We start from the raw sequence: 26490 nt of genomic DNA on the forward strand, positions 1-26490 counted from the left end.
GATGCAATGAAAAAAGGAAAAGGCAGAAAAATAGGTATTGGGCTGATCCTGTCCGCACTGCTTGTCAGTGCCTGTGCAGCGGAAAAAGTTCCGGTGATTTCAGAAAGTCATGAATACTGGTATACAGATCAAAATTCCGATTCAATATTGATGGATGGAGTTTTATGGACACCTACGTTGGATCATCACGCTATTTTACGCATGAATACGATAACCGGAGAATCCGAAATCTGGGATTTTGCATCAGAACAAGCGTTGGGTGAAATAAAAATCCGGCGCATCACAGTGGTTAATGAGCGCTATCTTGCAATATGGCTGACCGCATCATCGGATTCAACGCTGCCCATTGCGGCAAAAGAATTTTATTTTCTTGAAGATGAATCCTTCATTCCCGCAGCGGTTGTCATTTGGGATCGTTCAGCAGGGGAAATCAGAGATATCTTGAAAGTCCCTCTGGAAGCCGCGGTTCACGGGATAAATGCCTATGTCATCACGGACAATATTTTGCGGCGAATCGTGTTAAGTCAGGGCTTTGCAATCAATGAAAATTCATTCTGGGATCGAGTTGAAGGCTGTGAAAAAGTGAAAGTTGTGTCTGCGGTTGACAAGCGCTTAATTTTGCAGGTAGCGGGAAACTCAGAGAAGGAAACGAATTCTTCTGAGCAGCGATACTGGATCTGGAATTTTGCATCACGTTTGCCGGATCAATGGATTGAAATTTCGTTTATCCCTGATTTTGGGGCAGAGAGGGCATCTGTGGAATATATCGGAAACCGGGACAATGAGTTATTTTTCCAAACACAGAATGAAACGGGTACGCTTGTTTTCCAAGCCGGAGCTAATGGAATCGGTCAGACCCAGGAGTTAGGCTCGCTCGCTAATAGCCAGGTATGTATTTCTGAAACCGGTTATTATTATGGAACTGTGCTTTCAGCGCAGTCGGGTACGAGAGCGCCCGGACTTCTGTTAATGCGAAAACAGGGGGCTGAAACAGTGGTCATCAGTGAGTTTCAAGGCGGAGTTTCAGCCGAAATTTCACCCCTGGGAGGATATTTATTAGTGCAGGTTCAGATGGAAAACGGGCAAATTCAACAGTTTCTGATTCATCCCGTAACTAAAGAAAAATTATGCCTGCAGGAATCAAGCGAAGCTAAAGCCAATTAAAACAGCTTGATAGAGTAGAAATTTGATCCAAGGAGTGTTTGCTTAAGGGCTTTGCGGAAGATCTGAGACTTTTTACAGGAAAGCATTTTCACCCCTATTAAAATAAGCTATAATCTTTACCAGAGAAACAAGAGGTGAGTACGAATGCAGAGTTTTGAGAAAGTTTTAGAATCCATTCCCGAACGTGTGCGGATGCGGCTGATTCCGGTCACCTTTGAACCAGGGGATACGATCATTGAAAAAGGTGCGCCCGTTACCTGCGGCTATATATTCACCGAAGGCGTACTGGATGTGCAGAGCGTTAACACCCGCGGCATTGCCTATACCTATGTGACCAATTATGAAGCCCGTTTTGTCGGATTGATGGAAATCTTCTCGGATCATCATCGTTACTGCTGCTCGCTGAAAGTTGATAAACGCTGCTGCGGTTATCGGATCAGTAAGGAAGATCTGTATATCCTGTTGTCGGACTGTGATCCATTTAAGGAATACTTGATTTGTTACTGGGCTAATCAGTTTTATGAATCTTCGATTAACGAATCCCGTTATCCTACTAATTCGATGGATATCAAGCTGATTGATTATCTGCTGCGGTTATGTGATGCGCTGAAACCAAGCGGGGATCTTATTCGAATCAAGATCAAGAGGGAAGAGCTGGCAGCATTTATGGGCTGTTCCCGACGGACGGTTTACCGACTACTCAGCCAGTTTAAAAATGAAGGGCTGATTGGAAAAGAAGGAAATACCTTAACCATTACCTCTGAACAAAGAAAGAAATTGGTTAAAAAGCGGGAAGAGTAAACGAAATTAAAAAATTCTCACATCGGCAGATAACCAGAAAACTGATGTGTAGCGGCTGTTTGGTTAGAAGCAGCAGGAAAGTCAAAGCATAAAAGATTCAGGAAAGGACAAGCCTCTACCGTATCCGCTTTGAAAACAAATCCCGCTTTTATGGCAGCTTCCATGACTTCATGCGCGTTGGGAATTGGTGTGCCCGCCGGAGCCCCGCCATTAGCGTCTAAGTTCACAGATCGGAATCTGATTATGAAGCTTGTTCAAAGCGGACTTGCGGTGAGCTTTAATGCAGGCTGGCAATATACGGAATATCCGGGAATTGTTGCTTTGCCTTTAGCGGACTTGGAGGTCGAGGTTGAGGTTCATGTATTAATCCGCAAAGATGTAGCCGCGAATGAATCGGTGAAGCGATTTTCGGATTATTTAAAAGCTTTCAACACATGAGCAGATGGACTGACGAAAGCGATTTGTTTTTATGGTAAGAAAGGAAGCTGGAAATAAGGTGAAAATGATGAAAAAAATAGTAATCGGTCTAAGTGCTGCATTTTTGTTGATGGGTTGTTCTTACATAAACGAGAAGGAAAATCACAAGGAAGATTCTGAATTAAACCAAGAAGTGGGGATCAAGCCAAGCCCGGATGAAAATCCTCAGTTTAATCATGATCCGGTGGAGAATGGGGAGAATATAGTCGATTCGGGGCTTAATCACGAAGAAATTATGGCTGGGAATTTTGCTTCCTTTGCTGGTGAATATGTCAATTCAGAAGGAACGATAATGCTTCTTGATGAAGCCGATATTGAAAGAAGACTGCTGGATGTAATGTGCATAGAAGACGGACATTATTTCTTAAATGTAAAAACGGATGATGGATTTGGTTATGGAATTGATGTTTACGGTATCGGTGTGGAAGTATCCTATTTTGAAGGTTTGACTGATATTACAAAAATTCGCGTTTGCTGTGGTCAAGCGGGTCCTATGTATATAGAAGAAATTTTCAATAAAAAGTAGAGAACAGGATCAAGCGTGTCTGTGAATATGCATAGAAATGACGATTTAACCGCAGTGTGGAAAACGCTTACAAAAGAAATTGAAAGAATCACAGGAAATATAGTAAAAGTGACATTTGTCACTTTTTTTGTAAGCTTTTCCATGATATAAATCTACTGTATTTGTAAGCGCTAAGCTTACCAGGAGGGAAAAGATGAAAAAGTTAGGACTTCTCTGTACCGCCGCACTGCTTACTTTATCGCTGGCTGCCTGCTCAGGCAACAACGGTAAACAAGGCGGCACAGACAACAACGGTGATCAGCCGATTAAAGTAGCGATCGTTCTGTCCACCGGGGGACTGGGCGATAAGAACTTCAACGACATGTCCTATGATGGACTGAGCCAAGCCAAAGCAGACTTTGGCATTGATTTTCAGTATGTTGAACCAGCTTCTGCCAGTGATTTTGAAGCGGCTTACCGTCAGTTTGCTGACGCAGGCGTTTATGATTTGATCATTGGTCTGGCTACTGACCAGAATGATGCTCTGACCGCAGCTCAGGCAGATTATCCAGATCAGAAATTCTCCATCATTGATTCTTCAATCGAGCTGCCAAATGTCAGCGCTGTTTCTACAAAATGGCAGGAACAGACATTCCTGTGCGGCGTTTATGCTGGCTTGGGCACGTTGTCAGAGATGCCGAAAGCCAATGCCGATAATGTTGTCGGGGTTATCTTAGGCATGGACAATCCGAATCTGCGTTCCGGCGTCGTCGGCTTTGAAGCAGGCGTTAAGTATGTGAATCCGGAATGTGAAGTGTTAACAGCGACAGTCGGTGATTTCAAGGATTCCGATAAAGGTAAAAACATTGCTTTGTCGATGTATAACAAGGGCGCTGACTTCATTCAGCACATTGCCGGGGCAGCTGGACAGGGTGTCTTTACCGCGGCGAAGGAAGCAGATCGTTATGCCTTCGGTGTCGGCGGAAATCAGAATGCTATCGAACCAGATTATATCGCAGCGACTTCCATCCGCAACGTCAACGAAATGGTTTACAACGAAGTCAAGGCTTTAGTTGAAGGCACATGGACGGAAGGCGTGAAGATCAGCGGCTTGAAGGAAGAAGCCGTCGGATATTCCAATGAGTTCTCCAATGTTGAAGTTCCTGAAGATATTGCGGCAGCGATTGCGGATATCAAAGCTAAGATTCAAAACGGCGAACTGGTCATCTGCGAAACTGAAGATGAACTGGAAAGCTGGGTATCTTCCAATCAGTATACAAAATAAGCTGACAACCAAGTTGATTTTGTAAAAGAAAAAGGAGGAAACAATGAACAGTGTAGAAATGATCGATATTGTTAAGCAATATCCATTAGTACGAGCTGTTGATCATGTTTCCTTTTCTTTAGGTGAGGGAGAGATTCATTCCCTGCTGGGAGAAAATGGAGCCGGCAAATCAACGCTGATGAAAATCCTCTACGGGATGACATCGCCGGATGAAGGAGAAATCCGCATCGACGGCAAGCCGGTTAAGATCAAGAGCCCCAAAGACGCAATTCAGCTGGGAATCGGCATGGTGCATCAGCATTTCATGCTTTCCCCAGTCATGAGCGTAACGGAAAATATCATCGTCAATCATGAGCCGCGCAAAGGCTGGCTGATTGATGAAAAAAAGGCCGAACAGCAGATTCAGGAGCTGATCGACCGGTTTCATTTCAACATTGATGCGCGGGCCAAGGTTCAGGAGCTGTCGGTGGGTGAGCAGCAGCGCGTAGAGATTCTCAAAGCGATCTACCGCGGCGCTAATATTTTGATTCTGGACGAACCGACTGCGGTTTTAACACCGCAGGAAGTGGAAGAGCTGTTTGTTATCATGCGGAATTTAAAGAATGATAAGAAATCCATTATCATCATTACGCACAAACTGAAGGAAACGCTGGCGATTGCCGACCGCATTTCGGTTCTGCGCGATGGGAAAATGGTGGAATCCGGTCTGCCGTTAGGCAATGTCACGACAAACGATCTGGCTAAAATGATGGTTGGCCGGGAAGTGGAATTGAACGTGCGCCGGGAAAATACCAATCTGGGAGAAGACTATTTCCGAATTCAGGATCTTAAGCTGAGCGAACGCGGTGTTCAGATACTCAGCGGAATATCGCTGACGATCCGCAAAGGCGAAATTCTCGGGATTGCCGGGATTGAGGGCAATGGTCAGACGGAATTGATTGAAGTGCTGACCGGACTGCGCAAGGCGGATTCCGGAACCATTACGATGGGATCCGAGCCGATCCATGGCGATGCGCATACTTTTTTGAAACATAAAATCGGGCATATTCCGGAAGATCGGCTGACCCGCGGTTTAGTCAGTGAAATGTCGATTGAAGATAATCTGATCTTAGGCTACCATGATGAACCGCAGTTTCTGAAGCAGGGTATGCTGCAAAAGAAAAATATTCAAAGCTATGCGGATGAAGCGGTCAATGACTATATGATTAAAACGCCGAATGCCCGTGAACTGGTCTCCTCGCTGTCCGGCGGAAACCAACAGAAGGTCGTCATTGCCCGGGTCTTCAAGCAGAATCCGGATGTTCTGATCGTAGCTCAGCCAACCCGCGGCGTCGATGTCGGCGCGATGGAATATATTCATCATCAGCTGCTGCAGCTGCGCGATGAAGGCAAAGCCATTCTGTTAATTTCAGCGGATCTCGATGAAGTTCGATCGCTGTCGGACCGGATTGCGGTCATTTATGATGGCCGAATCGTCAGTGTGCAGAAAGCAGAAGACACCGATGAGCTGTCATTAGGATTGTTGATGACCGGCGGAAAGGAGGAGCGTCATGAGCAAGCTGTCTAACCGCCTGATCCGGACCAGTCCCATCTTGATTTCCATCGTTTCCTTCGCGTTGGCAATTCTGGTCAGCTGCATCATCATGTTATTATGCGGCTATGATCCGATCTTTGCGTATTCTGTGATCATTGAAGGATCATTGGGATCGGTGCGTTCCTTTACCAACACGCTGATTCAGGCAACACCGCTGATCTTTACCGGCCTGGCGTTTATGATTGCCAAAAAAGCGACGTTAACCAACCTGGGAATTGAAGGTCAGATGTATACCGGGGCGATGGTTGCGGCCCTAGTCGGCATGACGCCGCTGCCGCTGCCCGGTGTGGTTCATCTGTTTCTGGCCATCCTCTGCGGTGTGATCGGCGGTGGCTTGTCCGGAGCCCTGATCGGCTTTCTGAAGGTTAAGTTTGGGTCCAATGAAGTCATTACGACAACAATGTTAAACTTTATTATCATCAATTTCTGTGATTATCTGGTCAATTATCCATTGAAAGCAGAAGGTGCGGTTGCCCAGACCAACAAAATTGTTGAAGGTGCGCTGTTAGGGAAGATGATTCCTGGCTATCAGCTGACCTGGGCGATTGTCATCGCTGTGATTGCGGCGCTTGTAGTTAAATTCATCCTTGAAAAAACACGTTTCGGTTATGAAATCCGGGCCGTGGGTTTGAATATGAAGGCTGCGGAAACGGCAGGCATCAAAGTCGGCGGCGTCATGATGAAGGCGATGCTGTTCAGCGGTGCGCTGGCTGGTTTGTGCGGAGCCGTGCATGTAACCAGTGTCGGCAAGCGCTTTATCAGCGGCTTTTCACCAGGATATGGATTCAGCGGCATCTCCGTGGCCGCGCTGGCCAGTGATTCGCCACTTGGAATCATTCTGGCCGGCATCATCTTCGGCGCCTTGAAAACTGGAGCGATGTATCTGAATATGATGAGCCAGATTCCAACGGAATTTGTCAGCGTCATTCAGGCGTTGGTCGTTATCTTTGTTTCAGCGCCGTTGTTGATCCGGGCGCTGATCGGCGCAGATCGGAAGAAGAAGGGGGGACAGAGTCATGCTGAATAATGTGACAGGCATTTTAAGCACGATGTTCTCGATGTCAATTCCGCTGATTTTAGCGGCCTTGGGCGGTGTGTATTCCGTGCGCAGCGGAATTATGGCGCTCGGCTTGGAAAGCATGATCCTGACCGGCGCGTTCACCGCGGCCGTAGGTTCCTTTTATTCCGGCAATGCCTGGATCGGCTTGTTATGCGGAATCCTAGGCGGAATGATTTTTGGCTTATGCCATGGCGTGCTGTGTATCCGCTACAAAGTCAATCAGGTCATCAGCGGTATCGGCTTAAACTTATTGGCAACGGCGGCATCGACCTTGTTGATGCAGATTATCTGGGGCAATAAAGGCAACTCTGAAGCTGTAGCTTCGGTCAATACCAAACTGACATTCCTGAAAGATATTCCGGTTTTGGGCGATATTTTCAGCCGTCAGTCGGTGCTTCTGATCTTTGCGATTGCAGCCTGTATTCTCAGCTGGTTTATCTTATTTAAAACGCCGTTTGGCCTGCGGCTGCGCATGGTCGGTGAGAATCCGAAAGCGGCCAGCAGCATGGGCATCCCGGTTCGCCGGATGAAATATATCGGTGTTTTGGTCTGCGGTGCCTTGGCTGGTTTAGCCGGTGCCTATCTGTCGATCGACAGTCTGAACATGTTTGTTCGGGATATGTCGGCCAGCCGCGGATACATTGCGATCGCCATTGCGATCCTGTCGCGCTACAATCCGCTCAGCGTTTTGCTTTGCGGCTCGCTGTTTGCTTTGTGCGATGCCGTTCAGATTTATGTTCAAGGCTACGGAATTCCTTCGCAGCTGGTTCAAATGATTCCATATATCGTCACGCTGCTGGTTCTGGCCTTTGGCGTCAAGAACATTCAGCCGCCTGCCGGTGTGGGTAAATATGAAGATGAATAAAGGAGGAACTATGGAACATTTCAAGAGTACGTCCGTTGCGATTACCGATATCTGGCAGAGCAGCTGCCAGTATCCTGATGTCACGGTCAACAGCCAGAACGAAACCTTTGTGGTTTGGGAAAAGTATCTCGATCACACAGAGGTGATTCAGTTTGCCCAGATGATCGACAATCATCCGCATAACGAAGTTCAGATTTCCGGCTCCGGCCTGGCGCTGCGGCCAAGTATACATACTTTCAAGGATCGGATCATCACGGCTTGGTCTGAATTTGAAAACGAAGTTTGGAAGCTGTGTGTCCGCGAATACAAAGACGGGGTATTTGGGGCTGTTCAGGTGATCGATGAAGGCGAAGCCTTATTCTATCCGTCGGTCAAGGATGACGGAACGCATCCGGTTGTTGTTTATAACCGTCAGGGCGTCGGTTTCAGCGATACGATTGTTGCCACCCTGGGTGAAACAGTGACCCTGGAAAAGGTGAACACCGCCGTGAAGAGCTATCGCCCATGCTTTGATCATGATGGTCAGGGACATTGCTTTGTGGCCTATGATTTGTATAACGGCGTCAATTATGATGTCGTTGTCCGGGCTAAAATCGACGGCGAGTGGGGCGAAGAAATCAAGCTGAATCAGACGGCGATTTACAGCACGCATCCAGTGATGACAAGGGTTGGAAACAAAGTAACCGTGGCTTGGTATGAGAATGGCAAGCATTGCTATTTCAGCAATAACGTCGCTGACGTTGAAGTGAAAGCGGGTCAGGCGGTCGTTTCCAACTATACGGTGCTGACAGAAAACCGCAACTGGTACAATAACATTGATATCACTGCGAATTCTCAAGGCTATACGGTCGTAACATATACCTGGGGAAAATACAATGCGATCATCCGCGTCCGTGATCTGGAAGGCGTTTGGTCGGAACCGGTCGTCATTACCTACAATGACAGCCAGTGCGCTGTTCGTCCGCATATCGCCTTAGATGAAAAGAATGTTCTGCATTATATCTGGCAGTTTGGCAACAAGAACGGCCATATGCATCGTTATGCATCCATTGTCTACAACGAAGTAGCTCTGGAGGTATTGCCGCAGTTCTATGATCTGGAAATTGAAAAGAAGATTGATCAGTTCGTGCAGCCAATTCCGGCCGAAAAAGCCTTGGACAGCCGCAGTGAGGAAGAAGTTGCGGCATGGCTGAAGAAAAACGGCTATGAAAACCTGTCTTTAACCTTCGGTGATATTCACGGACAGTCCAATTTGTCGGATGCCTTAGGCGAGATTGATCAGTATTATCATTATGCAATCAAAGACGCTAAGATGGATTTCTGCGCCTTAACCGATCATGATGATTATCCAGACATCGCAACGGATTCGGAATGGGAATGGAATCGTACAACCCGTAATCTGTTCAATGGCGAAAAGAACTTTGCGGTTCTGTTGGCTTATGAATGGACGTCAAATGAATACAAGCATGACTTCGGACATAAAAATGTTTACTATCCATCCAGCACCGGCGGACTGTACCGCAGCACCGATCCGGAAGGCAATAATCCGACGGTTCTGTTTGCGAGCATCAAGAAAGACGGCGGACAGTGTATTCCGCATCATCCGGCAGCCAACTGGGGATTAGTTTCCGCGGCCACAGACTGGGATTACCATGATCCAGAAGTCCAGCGCGTCGTTGAAATTTTCTCGCGTCATGCGGATTACGAAAAATTTGAAAATCAGTCAAAATATACCAAAAACATCATGAAATTTGAACGGCACTGCGCTCAGGATGCCCTGGCTCGCGGATATCATTTAGGCTTTATTGCCGGTTCGGATTCGCATCAGATGGAACATGGCGTAGAAGGCGGAATCTTAGGTGCTTTCGTACCGACACTGACCAGTGAAAACGTCTGGTCTGCGATTTATAACCGTTTCACCTATGGTACCAGCGGTGCTCGGATTCTGGCATCGCTTAAAATCGGCAGCCATCATATGGGTGAAGAAATTATGATCCCAGCGGGGGAAAGCGTTAAGCTGGATGTCAGCGTGCTGGCCGTCAACGATATCCGTACAGTCCAGATCATCAAGAATAACGAAGTTCTTGTTGAAATGGAAGGCTGCGGTCAGGCGATGGACTTCACGGTGGAAGACAGTGAACGCGGCGAAGAAGATTATTACTATCTGCGGGTGGAACAGGCTGATGATCACTGCGCCTGGTGTTCTCCGATCTGGGTCAAACGCGGATAAGCCCTGCGCTTTGATGCGAAATCAGAATTGTATCCGAACAAGGAATGCTTTTCTTTAAGATTCCTTCGATGGATTATTTGAAAAGGGTTTAAAAGGAACAGACAAGATTGGTGCAGCTGCCCCATGCATGTCTGTTCCTCTTTTTCTGATTACGCTTCATTCCCACACAGGAAGTTTTTCTTTCGGTCGTTTTTCTGTTGATTTTATTCAGTCGGTCTGCATGGATAATAGCGTATCCCAAGCGGTTTAAACAATTCTGTCGCTGACTGAAAAGCAAAAGAAAACTCATCCAGAGAACAGATGAGTTGCTGCAAGGCATAGATTTCATCCAATTAGGGGGCAGAATGAACTTTCGTTAAACGGGTTCAGGCTGGGGATACCCCTGATTTTTTATTTGTGAAATCAAAGAAAACCTAGATTAAAAATAGCTGATGAATAACCCAGAACCGCTTGGGTGAGCAGGGGACAGAGCTGAATTGGACTGCCGTCAGAGCTGGGATGTTATCCCAGACTGATATCGCTGTCCTCCATAGACCTGTTTTTATCCGGCAGCTCAGTTATACCTTCGGTGCAGCCGTGCTTATTTACACTGAAAGCCTTGATCTTTCATCTGCTGAACAATCGTATCCATTTTCATTTCGGCATTGGAAAGATCAATTCCAAGATTGCTTAACATCGTCGGATCTACTTCTTTCAGATCGATTTCAATTGTAGCGCTGATGGTATCCTGAATGTCAACCGTCGTTTTAATCCCCTTGATTTCCGCTGAAAAACCAGACTGCGCCAGAATGGCGTCGGTCATTTGCGTTTTCTCTTCCTCAGAAAGCGCTGAAAAGTCCATGTTTCCGAACATCGCTTTGTCATAAGTCATCTTCATTGACATGACCGTGATCTGATTTTCTTCTGCTGTCAGGTTGTACGTTGCAGTCATGAATCCTTCCTGAGTGTAGCTGCAGGAAGTCGTTTGCTTTTTTGGCGCACTGGAACAACCCGCAATCATCAGGCAGGCTAAGACGAGAGTTAAGATTTTTTTCATTTTTCCTCCATGGCGGAATTACCGCAGTATCACAGTTATTCATGCCGACGATCAATACTTCCCTGATGAGAATCGGCGGCGAAAGTCTGTTACTCATATTATAAACGAACGAGTAAGCTTTTTACAGTCTAAAAAATAAAGGGGAAAGGTCAATCTCCTTTTTCCATTGTTCCTACTCTTCGATACCGGGATACAAATTGATTGCAAAATAAGTGGTCAGTTCTGTGATCCCGGCGCCGAAGAACGATCAAATAGTGATATAATAGAAAGAATTAAAGGGGAATCAATATGGGAAACGCAGAGAAACAGACCAAACAGAAAATTATGGAAATCGCGAAAGAACATTTCTCCCGTTATGGGTATGCCGGAACGAATTTAGAAGCCATTGGAAAGGAAGCGGGAGTCACTCGCGGACCCTTGTATTACTATTTCAAGAATAAAAAAGAACTGTATGCGGCAGTGATTGAACAGGAAAAAATTCATGTTGTCGATCAGTACAAGCAGATCTTTGAACAGGCGTGTTCGATCTATGAAAAATTAGAGAAGGATATCATTTACTGTTCATCCAGCCAATCCCTGCTTCGCCAGATTGGAGTCGGCGGTCAGGGCGAACCGGAAATTCCCATGCAGGATTATTCACAGAAAGTGTATCAGATCAAGGAAGAAGCGATGCAGAAGGCTGTGGATAAGGGGGAGTTAAGAGCGGATGCCAAGATTGAAGAAATGCTTCAGTTTTTGTATATCTTTGTTTATGGTATGACTGAATTGCGAAAAACTGAGAATTCGGAACTTGTTCTGAAACAGCGAACGCTGATTCAGGATGCCCAAATGTTTGTCGAGCTTTTTTCTGCCCGTTACGGTGCTTGAAGGGATGATCTTAAAATGAACATCGGAAAAGCGGGACTGTGACAAATCAGTAAAAAAGTGAAAACCACAGAGCTCCAGCCTAGACTCTGAGTTTTCCCCAATTTTATCGTGAAATGATCCAATGAAAAGCATTCTGGAAACATAGGCTCTCTTCAAGTCTGTTTCTCTGCCTGCTTTTTTCAATTCCTTTCCCCAAAAAGTTAGATTCGACTCTTTTTCTTCATGATCTTCCGTAATTTGTAAACATTGCTTCAAGGCACAGGCTGTTATAATAGAGTCATTCAAGGAAATGATGCTGAAAACTCCGGTTCAGGCTGGATGTCAAAAAATAAAGGATGCTTATTGTCAGCCATGAAGAGACTTCCTGATAGATCCGCTGAAATGGATCTGAGGAAGGGCAGCTAGCTTCGGTTTTGTGCGCCTGTTCTGCAATGATCAGGACGGACGTGGGACTTTTGCGGGGTCAGAGAATCAGAGAGGGGAACTATGGGAAAAATACTGCTGATTGAAGATGAAGAGGCAATCCGGACATTGATGCGCCTGGCTTTAACAACAGCCGGGTATCAGACAGCGGAGCTGCCCGATGGAAAACAAATCCTAGAAACTCTGGAACAGGGCGGACTGGATCTGATCCTTCTGGATGTTATGCTTCCCGAGGAGGACGGATTTTCAATTCTGAAAAAGATCCGCCGCTATCAGGTGCCGGTGATCTTTGTCAGTGCCCGCACTCAGCTGGCAGACAAGGTGCAGGGGCTGCAGGCCGGAGCGGATGATTACATCACCAAGCCGTTTGAAATGATGGAACTGCTTGCCCGAGTGGAAAGTGTCCTGCGGCGGACCGGAAGAAAAAACGGCATTCTCACATTTCAGCATCTCTGCATCGATGAGGATCAGCGCCAGGTCAGAGATTCTTCGGGCCATAGTTTAGAGCTGACGCCTAAGGAATTTGATCTGCTTGTCTTTTTTGTCCGCAACCGGAATATTGCTCTTTACCGTGAGGAAATACTGGAAAAAGTCTGGCACGATGATTATGAAGGCACGACTCGGACTGTGGACATGCACGTTGCCTCCCTGCGGCGGAAGCTGGGCCTGAGCCGGCAGATTGTATCCGTGTATAAGATCGGCTATCGGCTTGAGGACCGGCCATGAAACTGCGCTATCAGCTGGCGCTCAGTGCTTTTGCGCTGTTTGCCCTGATTTTTAACGGAGCCGGTCTGACACTGATTGAAATCAGTGCCCATCAGCGCTTTCAGGACCAGCTTGACGCGATGATCGGGCAGAATCGGGCGCTCGACGGTCTTTTGACGACGACGGTTTCACTGCTTCAGTTTTATCCGTCAGTCCAATCCCTGGATGAACAGCTGAGGAATCAGCTGGAAAAGATGCTGAAGGAAAACGCGCTGGAAAACGGCGTTCGGATTTTAGATGACCACGGCGTCTGCATCGCTGAGAATCAGTTTCCGGAGATAGCTGATGATCAGCTGACACTTCCGCAGCCGGATCAGATCTGGCTGAAAACAAAGACGTCTGGAGATCGGGAATATCTGATTTCCGCTCATCAGGTGGCGCTGAGTTCTCGAACCCTGATCGTGCAGACCAGTACGGAGATTACAGAACTTCGCTCGGATCAGGAGCATCAGCGGTGGCTTTTTCTGATCATCAACATTGTGGCTTCTGCAGCCTATCTTGGCGCCATGATTGTGATCAGCCGGCGGCTGACTCGGCCGGTGGAGCTGCTGGCAGAGCGGGAACGGCAGATTGCTTCGGGGAACTGGCACCAGCGCTTAGACCTCAGCGGCAGCCAGGAACTGAAGGCGCTGGCCGTGAATTTTAACCACATGGCTGAAACCGTTGAACAAAAGGTCGCGGAGCTGGAAACCGGCAACCAGGAAAAGGAAATTTTCATACATAATTTATCCCATGAAATGAAGACGCCGCTGACGTCGATATTAGGCTATACGCAGCTGCTCAGGCGGACAGCGATGAAACCGGAAGATGCTGAACAGGCTCTGGATGTCATCGAATCCGAAGCTCGGCGAATGGAACAGCTGTCATCCCGGCTGATGCAGCTGATCATGGCTGCTCAGCCCCTGCCGCAGCTGAAATCACATTCCGTGGAATTACTGCTGAAGCAGGCCGCTGTCCGGCTGGAACCTGTGCTTCAGGCGGCACAGCTGAAGCTGATCGTGGAAAGTGAACCGCTGGAGCTGGAAATGGACGAAGAACTGATGCAGGCGGCCCTGCGCAATGTGCTGGATAATGCCGTCAAAGCCAGTTCTGCCGGCGGCCGCCTCTGGCTGAGTGCCTTCCGTCTGAATACATCAATAATCATCGCTGTGCGGGATGAAGGCTGCGGGATCCAGGACCCGCATCCGGAACGGATGCTGGAGCCCTTTGTCATGGAGGATAAAGCCCGGACGCGGAAGCATAATGGAGCCGGTCTGGGACTGGCATTGACCCAGCGGATTGTAGCGGCGCATGGCGGCCGAGTGGAACTGAAAAGCAAGCTTCATTCCGGGACAGAGATTCGCTTTGTCTTTCCGCTGCCTTCAGAACACCCAGCGGCATCGGAAAAAAATCAGCTCGGAAATAAACCAGCGGCTGCGGAAACGAAAGCGGGAAAGGAAGGCTGTCTATGATCCTGAAGTGTAAGACAAAAAAGACCGGAACACAGTTGAAAGACGGGCTTCGCTTTTCTGTTGAAATGATATGCCCTCGACTTTTTCTTGTTCCTTCTCAAAGCGGCGTACGCTGGCCGCGGCTTTTGGTCAGCCTGATGCTGATGAACATCCTGACCGGCTGTTCCGCTCAATCGGAATCGCTGATAGTCCGTGATTATCCCTCTAACAGCGGGCCGGCTGTCATGTCCAGTGAAGAGGAACGTCTGAAACAGCTGGCAGTGGATACCCTGAACCGTTATTTTGGGCTGGAACTGACGGTTGAGGGCTGGCTGTGGGATTTCAATTACAGTTCCGCGATCAAAACAGAGACTCAGGAATATGCCATGATTGAAGAAACAGAGACGATGCTGATCTTGTTTCTGCATCAGAGAAATGCAGATGAGATCAGTTATGGAGTCTGTCTGGACGAAAAAACACAGGAGGTGCTGGCTGCCCAGGTGAATTTTGAGACTGCCCGGCCCCTGGAAATTTCATCGGAAACTGAGCAGCAGATTCAGAGTCAGGCAAAAGCCTGGCTTGAAATCAACCGGCCGGAATTTGACATGTCGTCGCTGACCAGTATTTACGCCGTGCAGATGAAAAACCAGATCGCGCTGTCGGTCTTTGCCGATTCTCAGGGACATAAAGGCTATCTCTATACAAACCTGGCGGATGGGCGGCCGATGGCTTTCGGCACCGGATCATTTGCGGAGAATCTGCTGATATCCATAGAGGACGCAAGTTTTCAGGCCGCTGACGAATAATTTCAATGTCTTCAGTTTTTACAACTTCATAACAATTTGCATACACTCTGCCAACAACACCCGTCTAAGCTGTTCTCATGAAAAGAGGACGTCGTGATGTTAAAGGTGAATGAAAACAAACAGAAAAGAATCGAGGTCTTTGGATACAGCTATGACCGCTACGCTCTGAAGACGCCGGTCATCACAGATCAGGATGATCTGGACGAGCTGCTTCGGCAGGTCGTGGCGCCGCAGCTGGAAAAAGGAGATCTTGTATTCATGAGTGAAAAAATGGTGGCCTGCACCCAGGGCCGGGCCTTTCCGCTGTTAGCGATTGTGCCGGGCCGTCTGGCGCGGCTGCTCAGTCGTTTTGTAACCAAAACACCTCGCGGAATTGGTTTGGGAATGCCGGAAACCATGCAGATGGCGATCGAGGAATGCGGTGTTCTGAGAATCCTGCTGGCTGCCGCAGTCGGCATGCTCGGTAAGCTTTTAGGCCGGAAAGGCTGGTTTTATCGTGTGGCCGGAAGGAAAGCGGCGGTGATTGATGGACCCTGTGATTACACCCTGCACCCATATCATCAATATGTAGTGCTGGGGCCGCAGGATCCTCAGCGGACGGCGGAGCACTGTGCTTTATTGCTGGGCCATCCGGCCGCAATTGTGGATATCAATGATTACGGAGCCGAAATCCTGGGCGTCTGGCCGGCGTCTGTCAATCGCCGGAAACTGGCAGAAATCCTCAGGGATAATCCGTTGGGGCAGAGTGATCAGAGTACGCCGATCGGGATTCTCCGTCCGGTTTTAAAATCGGAAATTCAAGCTGAGGACGTATCTCTGGAATGAGAAACAGGCCGAGTCTGCACGGAGGAGGATTCGTTTAGAATTGAAAGAAGTAGTCTTTCCAGCGCTGTTAGCTGCACACGGTCACTGGTTTGGTTAAAAGTTCTGAAAGGATAAAATAAGCGGTAAGTTATCCACAAGAGACAGGAAAGGAAAAAGCAGACCGAAAAACAGACTTGAACAGATTAAGTTGTTTTCAGAACGCTTTCCTTTTAGCGTTTTACTATGAAATTGGGGAAAACTCAGAGTCTAGGCTGGAGCGCTCAGGTTTTCTCTTTTTTATTGATTTGTCACAGTCCCTTTCTTACCCTTGCACTATTTTATGCATGGATGTATAATTGTGATAAAGAAAACATGCATTGATGCATGTCAAGGAGGGAAAGTCATGAAAAAGCTGATTTGTCTGTGCTTAGCATCTCTATTATGCTTAGCAGGATGCTCCAGCAGTCCGAAAACACCAACTTCGGACGGAGACAGTTTGTTCAAAGCCGGAACGTATATCGGAAGCGGCGATGGCAACAACGATCCGATTACGGTAGAGGTAACCTTTACCGAAACGGAAATCGCGTCAATCACGATTAAAGAACATAAAGAAACGGCGGGGATCAGTGATCCGGCATTCGAAAAGATTCCACAGAGCGTGATGAGCAGCCAGAGCCTGGCTGTGGATACGGTTGCAGGGGCAACCAACACGAGCAAGGGGATCCTGACTGCGATTGAAGACTGCGTTAAGCAGGCAGGCGGCGATGTAGAACAGCTTAAGAAAGCTGTCGATCAGACGGCGAAAGCCAAGACAGAAGAAAGCCGCAGTACCGATGTTGTCGTGGTCGGCTCTGGAATTACCGGAATGAGCGCTGCCTTAAGCGCCAAAGAAGCGGGTGCTGATGTTGTCGTCATTGAAAAACAGGCGGTGACCGGCGGCACGACGGCGATCGCAGGCGGCTATTTGATCAGCATTGATTCCAAATTGTATGACGAAACTGATTTTGATGATTCTCTGGATACGTTCCGTAAGTATTGGGATGAACGGATGAGTTATTCTGGTCAAAAGTCCGGCTATCCGGATGAGACACGATGGGAAGAGATTGTTGCCAAAACCGGAGATACGGTCGATTGGCTGCAGGAAAAAGGTGTGACCTGGGAAGCTTTTACCGGGTTTGGACCGTATCCGACAGCGCATAATCCGGCCGGCGGACGCGGCTTGATTGATGAAATGGTCAAGATCGCAGAGAGCCAGGGAATCGAAGTGATCACAGAATGCAAGGGCGAGAAGCTGGTTATAGATGATCAGGGTGCTGTTGTCGGAATCGTTGCGGAAACGGCAGATAAAGTGATTACCTTTAATGCCTCCAGCGTCGTTTTAGCGACAGGCGGGATTTCTGCGAATGATGAAATGGTTAAGCAGTATTCACCGAAGGTTGCCCAGGCGCAGACGATCTCGGTTGCGGCGGCAGGTTCAACAGGGGACGGCATGACCATGGCATTGGAAGCCGGAGCTGTTCCATTTGAGAGTTTCTTTACTTCGATTTGTGCAACTACCGTGGATCCGGTTCTTGCCAAAAGCGTTTCTGAAGCGGCAGCCTTGACGACCGACAAACAGTTGGGAGTTAACGCAAAAGGAGAACGTTTTGCCAGCGAAAGTGCAGTCTATTATGATGCTTTAGGTTCAGATATGATTCAGGACGGCAATGCCCCATTCTACTATATTTATGATTCCAGTGATGCGGATATAGCTGCAATTCTGGAAAAAGGAGCAGCCGCCGGTGCCGTAGTCAAAGCGGATACGATTGAAGCTTTGGCGGAAGGCATGAAGGTCGACGCCGCCGCGCTGAAGGCCAGCTTTGACCGCTACAACCAGCAGGCAGAAGCCGGAAAAGACGAAGATTTCGGGAAAGCGCCTGAAAATTTAGTGGTTTTGGATCAGGCTCCTTACTATGCCGTGATCTTCTATCCGACGACTTTCGGATCTCAGGGCGGAGTTCTGACCAGTGAAACCGGTCAGGTCCTGAATCAGACCGGTGAAGCGATCCCGGGGCTGTTTGCGGCTGGTGAGATGAGCAATCGTTATTTCTATAACGAGAACTATGTTCTGGCAGCTTCTTTAGGTCTGTATGCTACAACCGGCCGGATTGCCGGTACGGCAGCCGCGGCCAAATAAACCGCAGCGGACACTTGCAGGTCTTAATCAAAAAAATAGGACGCTTCCTTCAAGCTGAGAGGAAGCGTCTTTTCTGTTGGCCGAACTTTTCAAAGAGGCAAGGGCAGGTCGCGGAGGAGGATCTTCGCTCAGTATTCTTCTTTAGTTTCAGTGATGGGGACTTTGCCCCCATTTTCCGGAAGCGTGCGGATTCCAAAAATAAAGTACAGGACATGAAAAAGCCAGACGCCCAACAGAATAAACCGGCCGACAGGAACACGGGACATCATGATCCATCCCAAGGCCATCATCAGTGTAACTGCCGTCATAATCCGTAATTTTGTCCTTGCAGTCATGCCTTTTCCCTGAACATAGCTTTCCAGATTCTGCTTATAAAGCGCGGTATTGAGAAGCCAGGCATGCAGCCGCTGGGAACTTTTTGCATAGCAGCAGACCGTGAATAACAGAAAGGGAACGGTCGGAAGCAGCGGCAGGACAGCACCCAGAGCGCCGAGGATCAGACTGACAGTACCCAGCAAGATCAAGAGAGTTCGTTTCATATTATTTTTCTCCTTTTTCCTTATATCGATGTCTCATCAGCTGCGTCTTCCGTTTTCAACGGGGATGACCTGATCGGCAATCCGCATCGTTGAGGCGCGGTGGGAAACCAGGACGACGGTTCGATCCTGGGTTTCTTTCTGCAGCGCATGCAGAATGATAGCTTCGTTCAGGCTGTCCAGATTGGAAGTGGGTTCATCCAGAAGAATCAAAGGCGCTGAATGCAGAAATGCCCGAGCCAGACCCAGCCGCTGCCGTTCTCCGCCGGATAAGGTATCGCCCAGCTCACCTACTGGGGTATCATAGCCTTGGGGAAGCGTGAGAATCCAGTCATGAATGGAAGCTTTGCGGCAGGCTTCCTGGATTTCTTCCAGGGTTGCGTCTTGTTTGGCAATCCGCAGATTGTTGGCAATTGTATCATGGAACAAATGGGTTTCCTGGGTAACATAGCTTTCCAGTTCCCGCAGATTGGCCGTGTTGATGTCGGAAATCGATGTGCCGGACAGTGTACATCTGCCTTGCCGGACTTCCCAGAAGCGCATCAAGAGTTTGAGAAGGGTTGATTTGCCGCTGCCGCTGCGTCCGACGATGCCGGTGATTTGTCCCTGCGGGATATCGAGCGACAGATCGGAAAGAATTTCTTCTTCTCCATAACTGAAACTCAGATTCTCGGCCTTGGCGCCGGTGAAGTTAATCTGCGGCCGACCGGTGATTTCATCGACAACCGGCGTTTCTTCCAGCAGGTCCAGCACACGGTTGCCGCTGGCCAGTGTATTCTGCAGCGTACTGCCCAGATTGGCCAGAGCGATGACCGGTCCGAAGGAGCTCATCAGACCGACAAAGGCCAGCACCGCACTGCTGAAATCCAACTGACCTGTATGGATGAGCAATCCGGCAGCGATCAGCAGCAGACTGTCAAAAAGCAAAACCAGCGTCTGCGTCAGGGCCATGTTTTTTCCATTGAGAATTTTCATCGTCAATTCATGCTTGGCCAGGCTTTCCGTGCGCTGATCCAGATCAGCCAGACGCTGTTTGCCAACATCAAACTGCAGGATCTCCGAAAGTCCACGCATCGTTTCCAGAACCGAACTGCTCAAAGCTCCCGATTGCCGGCGAAGCTGTGCGCCTAAACCCTGCGATTTTCGGTGGATATAGAGCGGAACGAGGATTCCGACAGTGACATAAGCAGTCAGCGCTATGGCCCCTAACAGCGGGTGGAAGCGTCCGATCCAAAGCGTCATAAACAGGCTCATGAACAAGGCGATCAGAATGGGAGAAATCGTATGAGCATAAAAGACTTCAAGCAATTCAATATCAGAAGTGATCAATGTGATCAAATTCCCCTTGTCCGCTCCTTCTAGTTTTGCCGGTGCCAATTTCCGCAGGGCGCTGAAGACCTGGGAACGGATCAGCGCCAGCAAGCGAAAGGCTATCGTATGATTACAAGCCTGTTCACCATACCGTAAGATACCACGCAGCAAAGCTAGGACAACGATCAGCCACAAGCTGCCCAGATATGCGGCGGTGCCTGGAAAAATAATGCTGAGCAGCACACCCGCGCCTTCAATAGTAATGAAAGCAGCTCCAAGATGACCAAGAAAACCAAAGGTTACAGCCATCACCATCCAGCCGCTCAACGGTTTAACCAGACCGATCATTTGTCGGCACAGCGTATAAGTATTCCGAGTTTTCATGCGTTTACCTCCTCGCAGCCGGTCTCCAGCTGCTTCTGGGTGTGCCATAGATCAGCATAGACACCGTTGTTTTTCAATAAATCATCATGCGTTCCAACTTCTTTCAGCTGACCCTGTTCCAGAACCAGAATCTGATCCGCATGCTGAACCTGAGTTAAATGATGGGAAATCAGGATGACCAAATGCCGGTGGGTCAGCTGGTGAATCTGGTTGAGAATATCAATTTCACTTTCGACATCAATATTGGAAGTTGCTTCGTCAAAGATGTAGATTGGCGTATCATGCAGCAATGCGCGGGCTAAAGCTAGCCGTTGGATCTGACCGCCTGACAGATTGGCGGCTTTTTCCAGCAGGACAGTGTCCAGGCCTTGTTCACTGCGCAGAAAATCAGCTAGCCGAGTTTGTTCAAGAACGGCCCAGAGCTGCGAATCATCGGCGTGCGGATTGCCGATTAACAGGTTTTCGCGAACGGTGCCTTTAAACAGAATGCTGCTGTGACCGATATAAGTCACATTTTTCATCAGACTGGTCTCACGGATCTGGTTTAATTCCAGGGATCCAAGCCGGACATTGCCGCTGTAGTTTTGATTTTGTCCGGTCAGAATCTTGGCCAGTGTTGATTTGCCGCTGCCGCTTTCCCCGACGATCGCAATCAAGCTGCCGTAAGGCAAGGAAGCGTTGATGTTCTTCAATACCGTTTGATCAGGCTGGTATTGGTAGCCTAAGTTTTGAATCTCAATCGTCGGATGGGTTTCGGTGATGATTTCTGTTTTTTCGGAAGGTTCGGGCAGATCGAGCAGCTGAAAAATCTTGTCGCTGGCAGCCATGCCGTTCATTGCAATGTGGAAGAAACTGCCCAGCTGCCGCATCGGAATGAAAAATTCAGCGGATAAGAAAATAATGGCCAACGCCTGCATCAGTGTAATCGATCCCGCCTGCAGCTGCGCCGCAGCCAGAAACACACCCAAGGCCGCCCCGCCATAAGCAACCCAATCCATGATGATAATCGAATTGAGCTGCATCGTCAGCACCCGCATGGTGATCTTGCGGAAATGCTCAGCTTCAACGTCCATTTTCTTGGCCATCGCTTCATCCGCCTGATAAATTTTTAAGGTTGTTAAACCCTGCAGATTTTCTAAAAAGCTGTCGCCCAAAGAAGCGTATTGACCCCAATAGCGAGACAGCAGTTTCTTCGCAAAGGTCTGTACAGCCGAAATCGCAATGGGAATCAGTGGAACGCAGAACAGAAGGGCTAATGCCGAAGGCAGGCTGATCCAGGAAAGCGCAGCAAACAGTGTCAGCGGTGCCAGCATACTGTAAAAAAACTGCGGCAGATAAGCTCCAAAGTAGGTTTCCAGCTGATCAACGCCTTCAACCGCAATTTGTACGATCTCCGCTGTCGCAGTCTGTTCCCGATAACTCACGCCCAGACGCAGTAATTTTTCCAGGATCTGCCGGCGCAAAATCTGCTTGACAGAGCGCGAAGCCTCGAAGCTTTTGCGGCTGGCGGCGCTTGTACAGAACCATCGGACCACCAAACTGCCGAAGATAAGTACGGCCGCTAAGCTTAGCTGCAGAGCGTTCAGCTGATTTTTCCATAAGGCTTCCAACACAAAAGCGAAGGTAAATAAAATGATCATGTTGGCGATCAAACTGCCCCATTGCAGCAAAACCTGATCCCGGATAGCCTGTTTGGATTCGGGCACGGCCTGAATCAGTCGTTTATTGATCATCATTGAGAAAACTCCTCCCATCAAAATGTTAACTTAAGATAACATTAAGCTTAAAAAGAATGCGGATAATGTACCCGCGTTCTTTTTATCTTCAACATGATGAAATTTAACACTGATTAACCAGTTTGTCAATCAAAAAGTTAAATTAAGCTAACAATGATTTGCATTTTCTTCAGGATTCACAGGGGCTGAGCCAGAGTTAGATTCTCGCAGAAATGAATGTCTGCTTTTATTGAGCTTCAAGCCATGCGGGAAGATCCTGCAGCGTATTCTCGGTATTTAACAGATAAAAGGAATCTGTAATTTTCTTCTGTGAACGATGCTGCAGAGCAGGGATACTTCTCAATCGCTGTTTGGAAAAGAACGCACTGAAAGATTCCATGCCCTCCTCAAAGATTTTCTCATAGTCTTCAGTGGTGTCAGGAAGCCGGGTAAACCAAAGGATGGGTTCCATATAAAAGACATAGAGTGCGCTTGGATTGTTCAGTGTGCAATTAGCGATTTCTTTTAAGAGGATCGAACAGCCGTGAACGGTATCCTTTTCATCGCAGAATAACAGATAGTAGTCATCTTCCATCTCACTCAAACGCTCCAGCTGCGTTTCGTCAATAACCAGAGGTTCAGGTGTTTTTGAAATTTCAGCTCCCAGCGCACTTTTCTTGGATCCACAGGCAGAAAGCAGAAGCAGGCTAAGCATAAAGCAGATTAGTTTTCGGGAAAGCATAATTAAGAACCTCCTTTTTCTTTTTGTCATTTCTCAATCCTATACAAGCTGATGAAATGTCCGATGTCCTGATTTCAGGTTATCGTATCTGATCGATTTTTGCAATGATCTGTTAAAAATTCGGGCATAAAAAAAGCCCATCGGAATTCGCCGATGGGCAGGAATTAAAAGAATAATATGGAAGTGTCTTAACAGGCTTTCAGTTTGGCGTATAATTCGTCTTCTAATAAAGCGCTGCCGGCAGCGGCGTTAGCGGCGGCTTGCTTTGGCGACTTGGCCCCGGGAATAACGACAGGTTGGCAAGGATGGTTAAGAATATAGCGCAGACTGGTTTCGATCAGATTTTCACGGCCTACAGCGGCGATGATCCGGTCTAAGCGGTCCATTTTCTGCAGATAAACCTCACGGGCACTGCCGCCTTCATTGAACGGAGTTCGGATCGTGTCCGTGAAGTGTGTTTCACGGGTATAATGACCAGAAAGAATGCCTTGGGCTAATGGGCCGCGGACAAGCACGCCGATGTTGTTATTCAGGCAGTAGTCCAGCATGCCGTTGGTTTCCGGGGCTTTGTTGATCAGCGAATAATCCAGCTCAACCACCTCGCAGCTGCCGCGGCGGTTAAATTCTTTCAGGACATTCAGATCATCCGTTGAGATTCCATAATGATGGATCAATCCCCGCCGTTTCAGCTCATCCAGTCCATCCAGCCAGGGCTCGACTTCCTCCGGTTTTAAATCATTGAGATGACACAGCGCAACATCCAGGTAATTTGTCTGTAAGCGAAACAGCGAAGCGTGGCAGGCTTCGATCACGATATCGCCACAGGTAAACTGCATCGCTCCGCCGAAACGTTTGGCCCAGTTGCCGAATTTGGAGATGAAGACGACATTTTCACGCAAGCCTTTTAAGGCTTGTCCCAGCCGCTCCTCCGAACAGCCTCCAGGGATGCCGTATGCATCCGCTGTATCAAAAACGGTAATACCTTGGTTGTAAGCGGTCTGAATTGTATCGTAAACCTGTTTTTCATCCAGCTCGCCCCATTGATTGCCAATGTTCCAGGTTCCCATGCCCACCGCCGAAACATCCAATCCTGTTTTTCCTAGTTTTCTTTTCAGCATATGTTTCCTCCTGACTTTTTCTCATTATATCATTGTCAGCGAAGGAAAGGGAATTCATCAGGCAGCTTCAGTTTTAAAACCTGTGACTGAAACGGCCTGCTTCGGCGTGGTTCCTTGAGGATTGATTATCTGTTCAGCTGTCAAAAAGGGCGAAGCTTCGCTGTTTCTGTACGATAGACTTAGAACACAGCCTGTCAATTTAGAATTTCTTGCAGAAAGTCGCGAAGAAGTGTTGACAAAGAAGCTTGGCAGACTATAATAATAAGTGCTAGCACTGATGAAGCAAGAGTGCTAAGGTGAGCGATAAGGAGGAATTACGATGATTAGACCATGTAATGATTTTGTGCTCTTAGAGAAAGAAAAGGCAGAAGAAAAAACCGCCAGCGGGATTATCCTGACTGACAAAAACACAGAAAAACCGACCGTCGGCAAGGTGCTGGCAGTCAACGGCGGACATGAAGTTGACGGCAAGCATGTAGATTGCTGCGTCAAAGTCAACGACCGTGTTATCTACGAAAAGTACGGCGGAACAGAAGTCAAGATCGACGGTGTGGAATATCTGTTAGTCCAGGAATCCAAGATCATGGCTGTAATTGAATAAATAAAAAATAAGGAGGAATGAGAATATGGCGAAGGAAGTCCGTTTTTCTAAAGATGCCCGCGTTGCAATGATGAAGGGCGTCGACACGCTGGCCGATACGGTCAAAATTACATTGGGTCCGAAAGGCCGTAATGTTGTTCTGGAAAGAAGCTATGGTTCACCGCTGATTACCAATGACGGTGTTACGATCGCAAAAGAAATCGAATGTGAAGATAAAATTGAAAACATGGGCGCCAAGCTGGTTCTGGAAGTAGCGTCCAAGACCAACGATACAGCTGGCGACGGCACAACAACCGCGACGCTTTTGGCACAGTCGATGATCCACAAAGGCATGAGCAGCGTTGAAAAAGGAACCAATCCGGTTCTGATGAGAAGCGGTATGGAAAAAGCCGCGAAGTTCATTGCCGACAAGCTGCTGGAACAGACGCATAAAGTTGAAACCAACCAGGATATTGCCCAGGTTGCGGCGATTTCTTCCGGGGATGCGGAAGTCGGCGAAATCATTGCCAAAGCGATGGAAAAGGTCGGCCGTGAAGGCGTAATTACCGTGGATGAATCCAATGGCTTTGAAACGGAGCTGGAAACGGTTGAAGGTCTTCAGTATGACAAAGGCTTCATCAGCCCATACATGGTTTCCAACCGGGAAAAGAACGAAGCCGTGCTGGATAATCCATATATCTTAGTAACAGATCAGAAGATCAACACGATCCAGGAAGTTCTGCCGTTGCTGGAAAAGATCGTTCAGACCAACAAGCCGTTATTGATCATTGCTGATGATATTGATCAGGAAGTCGTTGCAACGCTGGTTCTGAATAAGTTAAGAGGCACCTTCAATGTAGTCTGCACCAAGGCGCCAAGCTTCGGCGACAATCAGAAGGCCATGCTGGAAGATATCGCAATTGTTACCGGTGCGAAGTATTTCGCCAAGGATCTGGCCATGGAGCTGAAAGACGGCGAAATTGAAGATCTCGGTCACGCAAATCGGGTTGTCGTTAAGAAAGACGACACGACGATTGTCGGCGGAACTGGTGAGAAAGAAAAAATTGACGATCGGATTGCAGAATTGAAGCAGCAGATTGAAAATACAACGCAGGAATACGACAAGAAGCGTCTGAATGAACGTCTGGCGAAGCTGACAACCGGTGTTGCGATTGTCAAGGTTGGCGCTGCGACAGAAAGTGAAATGAAAGAAAAGAAGCTGAGAATTGAAGATGCTCTGAATGCAACGAAAGCGGCAGTCATGGAAGGCATCGTCATCGGCGGCGGCGCAGCTCTGGCTTCCATCTACCGTGAATACCGCGATGAGCTGAAGGGTGAAACATCCGACGAACAGAAGGGTATCAGTGCCGTCTTTGAAGCCATCGTTAAACCGTTGTACCAGATTGCGGAAAACGCTGGTTATGATGGGGATCAGATTGTTTCCCGTCAGCTGACAGAAGGCAAGAACATCGGCTTTGACGCGAAGAAGGGTGAATGGGTCGATATGTTTGAAGCTGGTATTGTGGATCCGACAAAGGTTACTCGCAACGCTCTGCTGAATGCAGCTTCGATTTCAGCCCTGTTCATCACCACCGAAGCGGCGGTCGCTGAATTGCCGGAAAAGAATGCTCCAGCAGCTCCAGCTATGCCTGAAGGCGGCATGTACTAAGCCTTCATTCCTATAACATTGAGTTCCAGGCAGACAGCACATCCCCCAGTGCTGTCTGTTTTTTTATTGTTTCATTCATGATTTCAAAACTATCAATTAAAATTAGTTTTACGAATTGTGAAATATATTTCATAATTCATTTTTAGC

At 48.0% G+C, this 26490-nt stretch carries 24 protein-coding genes; 17 read left to right on the forward strand and 7 right to left on the reverse strand.

Features of this window, described 5'->3' with window-relative positions; all coding sequences use genetic code 11:
* Positions 1 to 6: 6 nt before the first annotated feature.
* On the forward strand, positions 7 to 1164 hold the full coding sequence (locus MCG46_RS03620; protein WP_240277722.1) for a hypothetical protein: 1158 nt from the start codon (positions 7 to 9) through the stop codon (positions 1162 to 1164).
* Positions 1165 to 1308: 144 nt separating this feature from the next.
* Positions 1309 to 1965, forward strand: coding sequence for a Crp/Fnr family transcriptional regulator (locus MCG46_RS03625; protein WP_240277724.1), 657 nt, complete (start codon positions 1309 to 1311; stop codon positions 1963 to 1965).
* Between the two features lie 17 nt (positions 1966 to 1982).
* Here MCG46_RS03625 and MCG46_RS03630 read toward each other — a convergent pair whose 3' ends face one another.
* Positions 1983 to 2192: a hypothetical protein gene (locus MCG46_RS03630; RefSeq protein WP_240277726.1), complete on the reverse strand. Its 210-nt coding sequence runs from the start codon at positions 2190 to 2192 to the stop codon at positions 1983 to 1985.
* Between the two features lie 16 nt (positions 2193 to 2208).
* Here MCG46_RS03630 and MCG46_RS03635 point away from each other — a divergent pair, with 16 nt between their 5' ends.
* The 7 genes from MCG46_RS03635 (at position 2209) to MCG46_RS03665 (ending at position 9981) form a co-directional block, all read left to right on the forward strand.
* A complete protein-coding gene (locus MCG46_RS03635; protein ID WP_240277728.1) occupies positions 2209 to 2403 on the forward strand; it encodes a substrate-binding domain-containing protein in 195 nt (64 codons plus the stop codon).
* Between the two features lie 67 nt (positions 2404 to 2470).
* Positions 2471 to 2968: a hypothetical protein gene (locus MCG46_RS03640; RefSeq protein ID WP_240277730.1), complete on the forward strand. Its 498-nt coding sequence runs from the start codon at positions 2471 to 2473 to the stop codon at positions 2966 to 2968.
* A 193-nt stretch (positions 2969 to 3161) separates the two neighbouring features.
* Complete coding sequence (locus tag MCG46_RS03645) at positions 3162 to 4232, forward strand: BMP family ABC transporter substrate-binding protein (protein WP_240277732.1); 1071 nt, start codon at positions 3162 to 3164, stop codon at positions 4230 to 4232.
* Between the two features lie 43 nt (positions 4233 to 4275).
* The gene (locus tag MCG46_RS03650) at positions 4276 to 5799 is read left to right on the forward strand and encodes an ABC transporter ATP-binding protein (RefSeq protein WP_240277734.1); all 1524 of its coding nucleotides are present in this window, start codon (positions 4276 to 4278) and stop codon (positions 5797 to 5799) included.
* Positions 5783 to 6853, forward strand: a complete 1071-nt coding sequence (locus MCG46_RS03655; protein ID WP_240277736.1) for an ABC transporter permease — start codon at positions 5783 to 5785, stop codon at positions 6851 to 6853. The genes MCG46_RS03650 and MCG46_RS03655 overlap by 17 nt, the downstream gene beginning before the upstream one ends.
* Entirely contained in the window at positions 6843 to 7751 is a 909-nt protein-coding gene (locus tag MCG46_RS03660) for an ABC transporter permease (RefSeq protein WP_240277738.1), read from the forward strand. Before MCG46_RS03655 ends, MCG46_RS03660 begins: the two co-directional genes overlap by 11 nt.
* A 10-nt stretch (positions 7752 to 7761) precedes the next feature.
* On the forward strand, positions 7762 to 9981 hold the full coding sequence (locus MCG46_RS03665; RefSeq protein WP_240277741.1) for a CehA/McbA family metallohydrolase: 2220 nt from the start codon (positions 7762 to 7764) through the stop codon (positions 9979 to 9981).
* A gap of 580 nt (positions 9982 to 10561) precedes the next feature.
* Here the strand turns inward: MCG46_RS03665 and MCG46_RS03670 are convergent.
* Positions 10562 to 11017: a hypothetical protein gene (locus MCG46_RS03670; protein ID WP_240277743.1), complete on the reverse strand. Its 456-nt coding sequence runs from the start codon at positions 11015 to 11017 to the stop codon at positions 10562 to 10564.
* A 288-nt stretch (positions 11018 to 11305) separates the two neighbouring features.
* Between MCG46_RS03670 and MCG46_RS03675 the strand changes: the two genes are divergently transcribed.
* The 6 genes from MCG46_RS03675 to MCG46_RS03700 all read left to right on the forward strand — a co-directional run bounded on the left by MCG46_RS03675 (position 11306) and on the right by MCG46_RS03700 (position 18288).
* On the forward strand, positions 11306 to 11884 hold the full coding sequence (locus tag MCG46_RS03675; protein WP_240277745.1) for a TetR/AcrR family transcriptional regulator: 579 nt from the start codon (positions 11306 to 11308) through the stop codon (positions 11882 to 11884).
* Positions 11885 to 12370: 486 nt separating this feature from the next.
* Entirely contained in the window at positions 12371 to 13033 is a 663-nt protein-coding gene (locus MCG46_RS03680; RefSeq protein WP_240277747.1) for a response regulator transcription factor, read from the forward strand.
* Positions 13030 to 14523, forward strand: coding sequence for a sensor histidine kinase (locus MCG46_RS03685; RefSeq protein WP_240277753.1), 1494 nt, complete (start codon positions 13030 to 13032; stop codon positions 14521 to 14523). Before MCG46_RS03680 ends, MCG46_RS03685 begins: the two co-directional genes overlap by 4 nt.
* A complete protein-coding gene (locus MCG46_RS03690; RefSeq protein WP_240277754.1) occupies positions 14520 to 15308 on the forward strand; it encodes a hypothetical protein in 789 nt (262 codons plus the stop codon). Before MCG46_RS03685 ends, MCG46_RS03690 begins: the two co-directional genes overlap by 4 nt.
* A 96-nt stretch (positions 15309 to 15404) precedes the next feature.
* Positions 15405 to 16133, forward strand: a complete 729-nt coding sequence (locus tag MCG46_RS03695; RefSeq protein ID WP_240277758.1) for a coenzyme F420-0:L-glutamate ligase — start codon at positions 15405 to 15407, stop codon at positions 16131 to 16133.
* Positions 16134 to 16515: 382 nt separating this feature from the next.
* On the forward strand, positions 16516 to 18288 hold the full coding sequence (locus MCG46_RS03700) for an FAD-dependent oxidoreductase (RefSeq protein WP_240277760.1): 1773 nt from the start codon (positions 16516 to 16518) through the stop codon (positions 18286 to 18288).
* A 128-nt stretch (positions 18289 to 18416) separates the two neighbouring features.
* On the opposite strand, the gene MCG46_RS03705 is transcribed toward MCG46_RS03700, so the two are convergent.
* From MCG46_RS03705 to MCG46_RS03725, 5 genes are all read right to left on the reverse strand, one after another.
* Positions 18417 to 18827, reverse strand: a complete 411-nt coding sequence (locus MCG46_RS03705) for a YbaN family protein (protein ID WP_240277763.1) — start codon at positions 18825 to 18827, stop codon at positions 18417 to 18419.
* 36 nt (positions 18828 to 18863) lie between these two features.
* Entirely contained in the window at positions 18864 to 20519 is a 1656-nt protein-coding gene (locus MCG46_RS03710) for an amino acid ABC transporter ATP-binding/permease protein (RefSeq protein WP_240277765.1), read from the reverse strand.
* A complete protein-coding gene (locus MCG46_RS03715; protein WP_240277767.1) occupies positions 20516 to 22255 on the reverse strand; it encodes an ABC transporter ATP-binding protein/permease in 1740 nt (579 codons plus the stop codon). Before MCG46_RS03715 ends, MCG46_RS03710 begins: the two co-directional genes overlap by 4 nt.
* Before the next feature lie 226 nt (positions 22256 to 22481).
* The gene (locus tag MCG46_RS03720) at positions 22482 to 22976 is read right to left on the reverse strand and encodes a hypothetical protein (RefSeq protein WP_240277768.1); all 495 of its coding nucleotides are present in this window, start codon (positions 22974 to 22976) and stop codon (positions 22482 to 22484) included.
* Between the two features lie 188 nt (positions 22977 to 23164).
* Positions 23165 to 24094: an aldo/keto reductase gene (locus MCG46_RS03725; protein ID WP_240277770.1), complete on the reverse strand. Its 930-nt coding sequence runs from the start codon at positions 24092 to 24094 to the stop codon at positions 23165 to 23167.
* Positions 24095 to 24413: 319 nt separating this feature from the next.
* Between MCG46_RS03725 and MCG46_RS03730 the strand changes: the two genes are divergently transcribed.
* Both MCG46_RS03730 and groL read left to right on the forward strand, forming a co-directional pair.
* Positions 24414 to 24695 (forward strand): co-chaperone GroES, encoded by a 282-nt coding sequence (locus MCG46_RS03730; RefSeq protein ID WP_020224897.1) that lies wholly within the window; start codon positions 24414 to 24416, stop codon positions 24693 to 24695.
* Between the two features lie 25 nt (positions 24696 to 24720).
* On the forward strand, positions 24721 to 26343 hold the full coding sequence (gene groL, locus MCG46_RS03735) for a chaperonin GroEL (RefSeq protein ID WP_154239446.1): 1623 nt from the start codon (positions 24721 to 24723) through the stop codon (positions 26341 to 26343).
* Positions 26344 to 26490 lie beyond the last annotated feature (147 nt).

This window comes from Holdemania massiliensis, assembly GCF_022440805.1.
Classification (GTDB): Bacteria; Bacillota_I; Bacilli_A; order Erysipelotrichales; family Erysipelotrichaceae; genus Holdemania; species Holdemania massiliensis_A.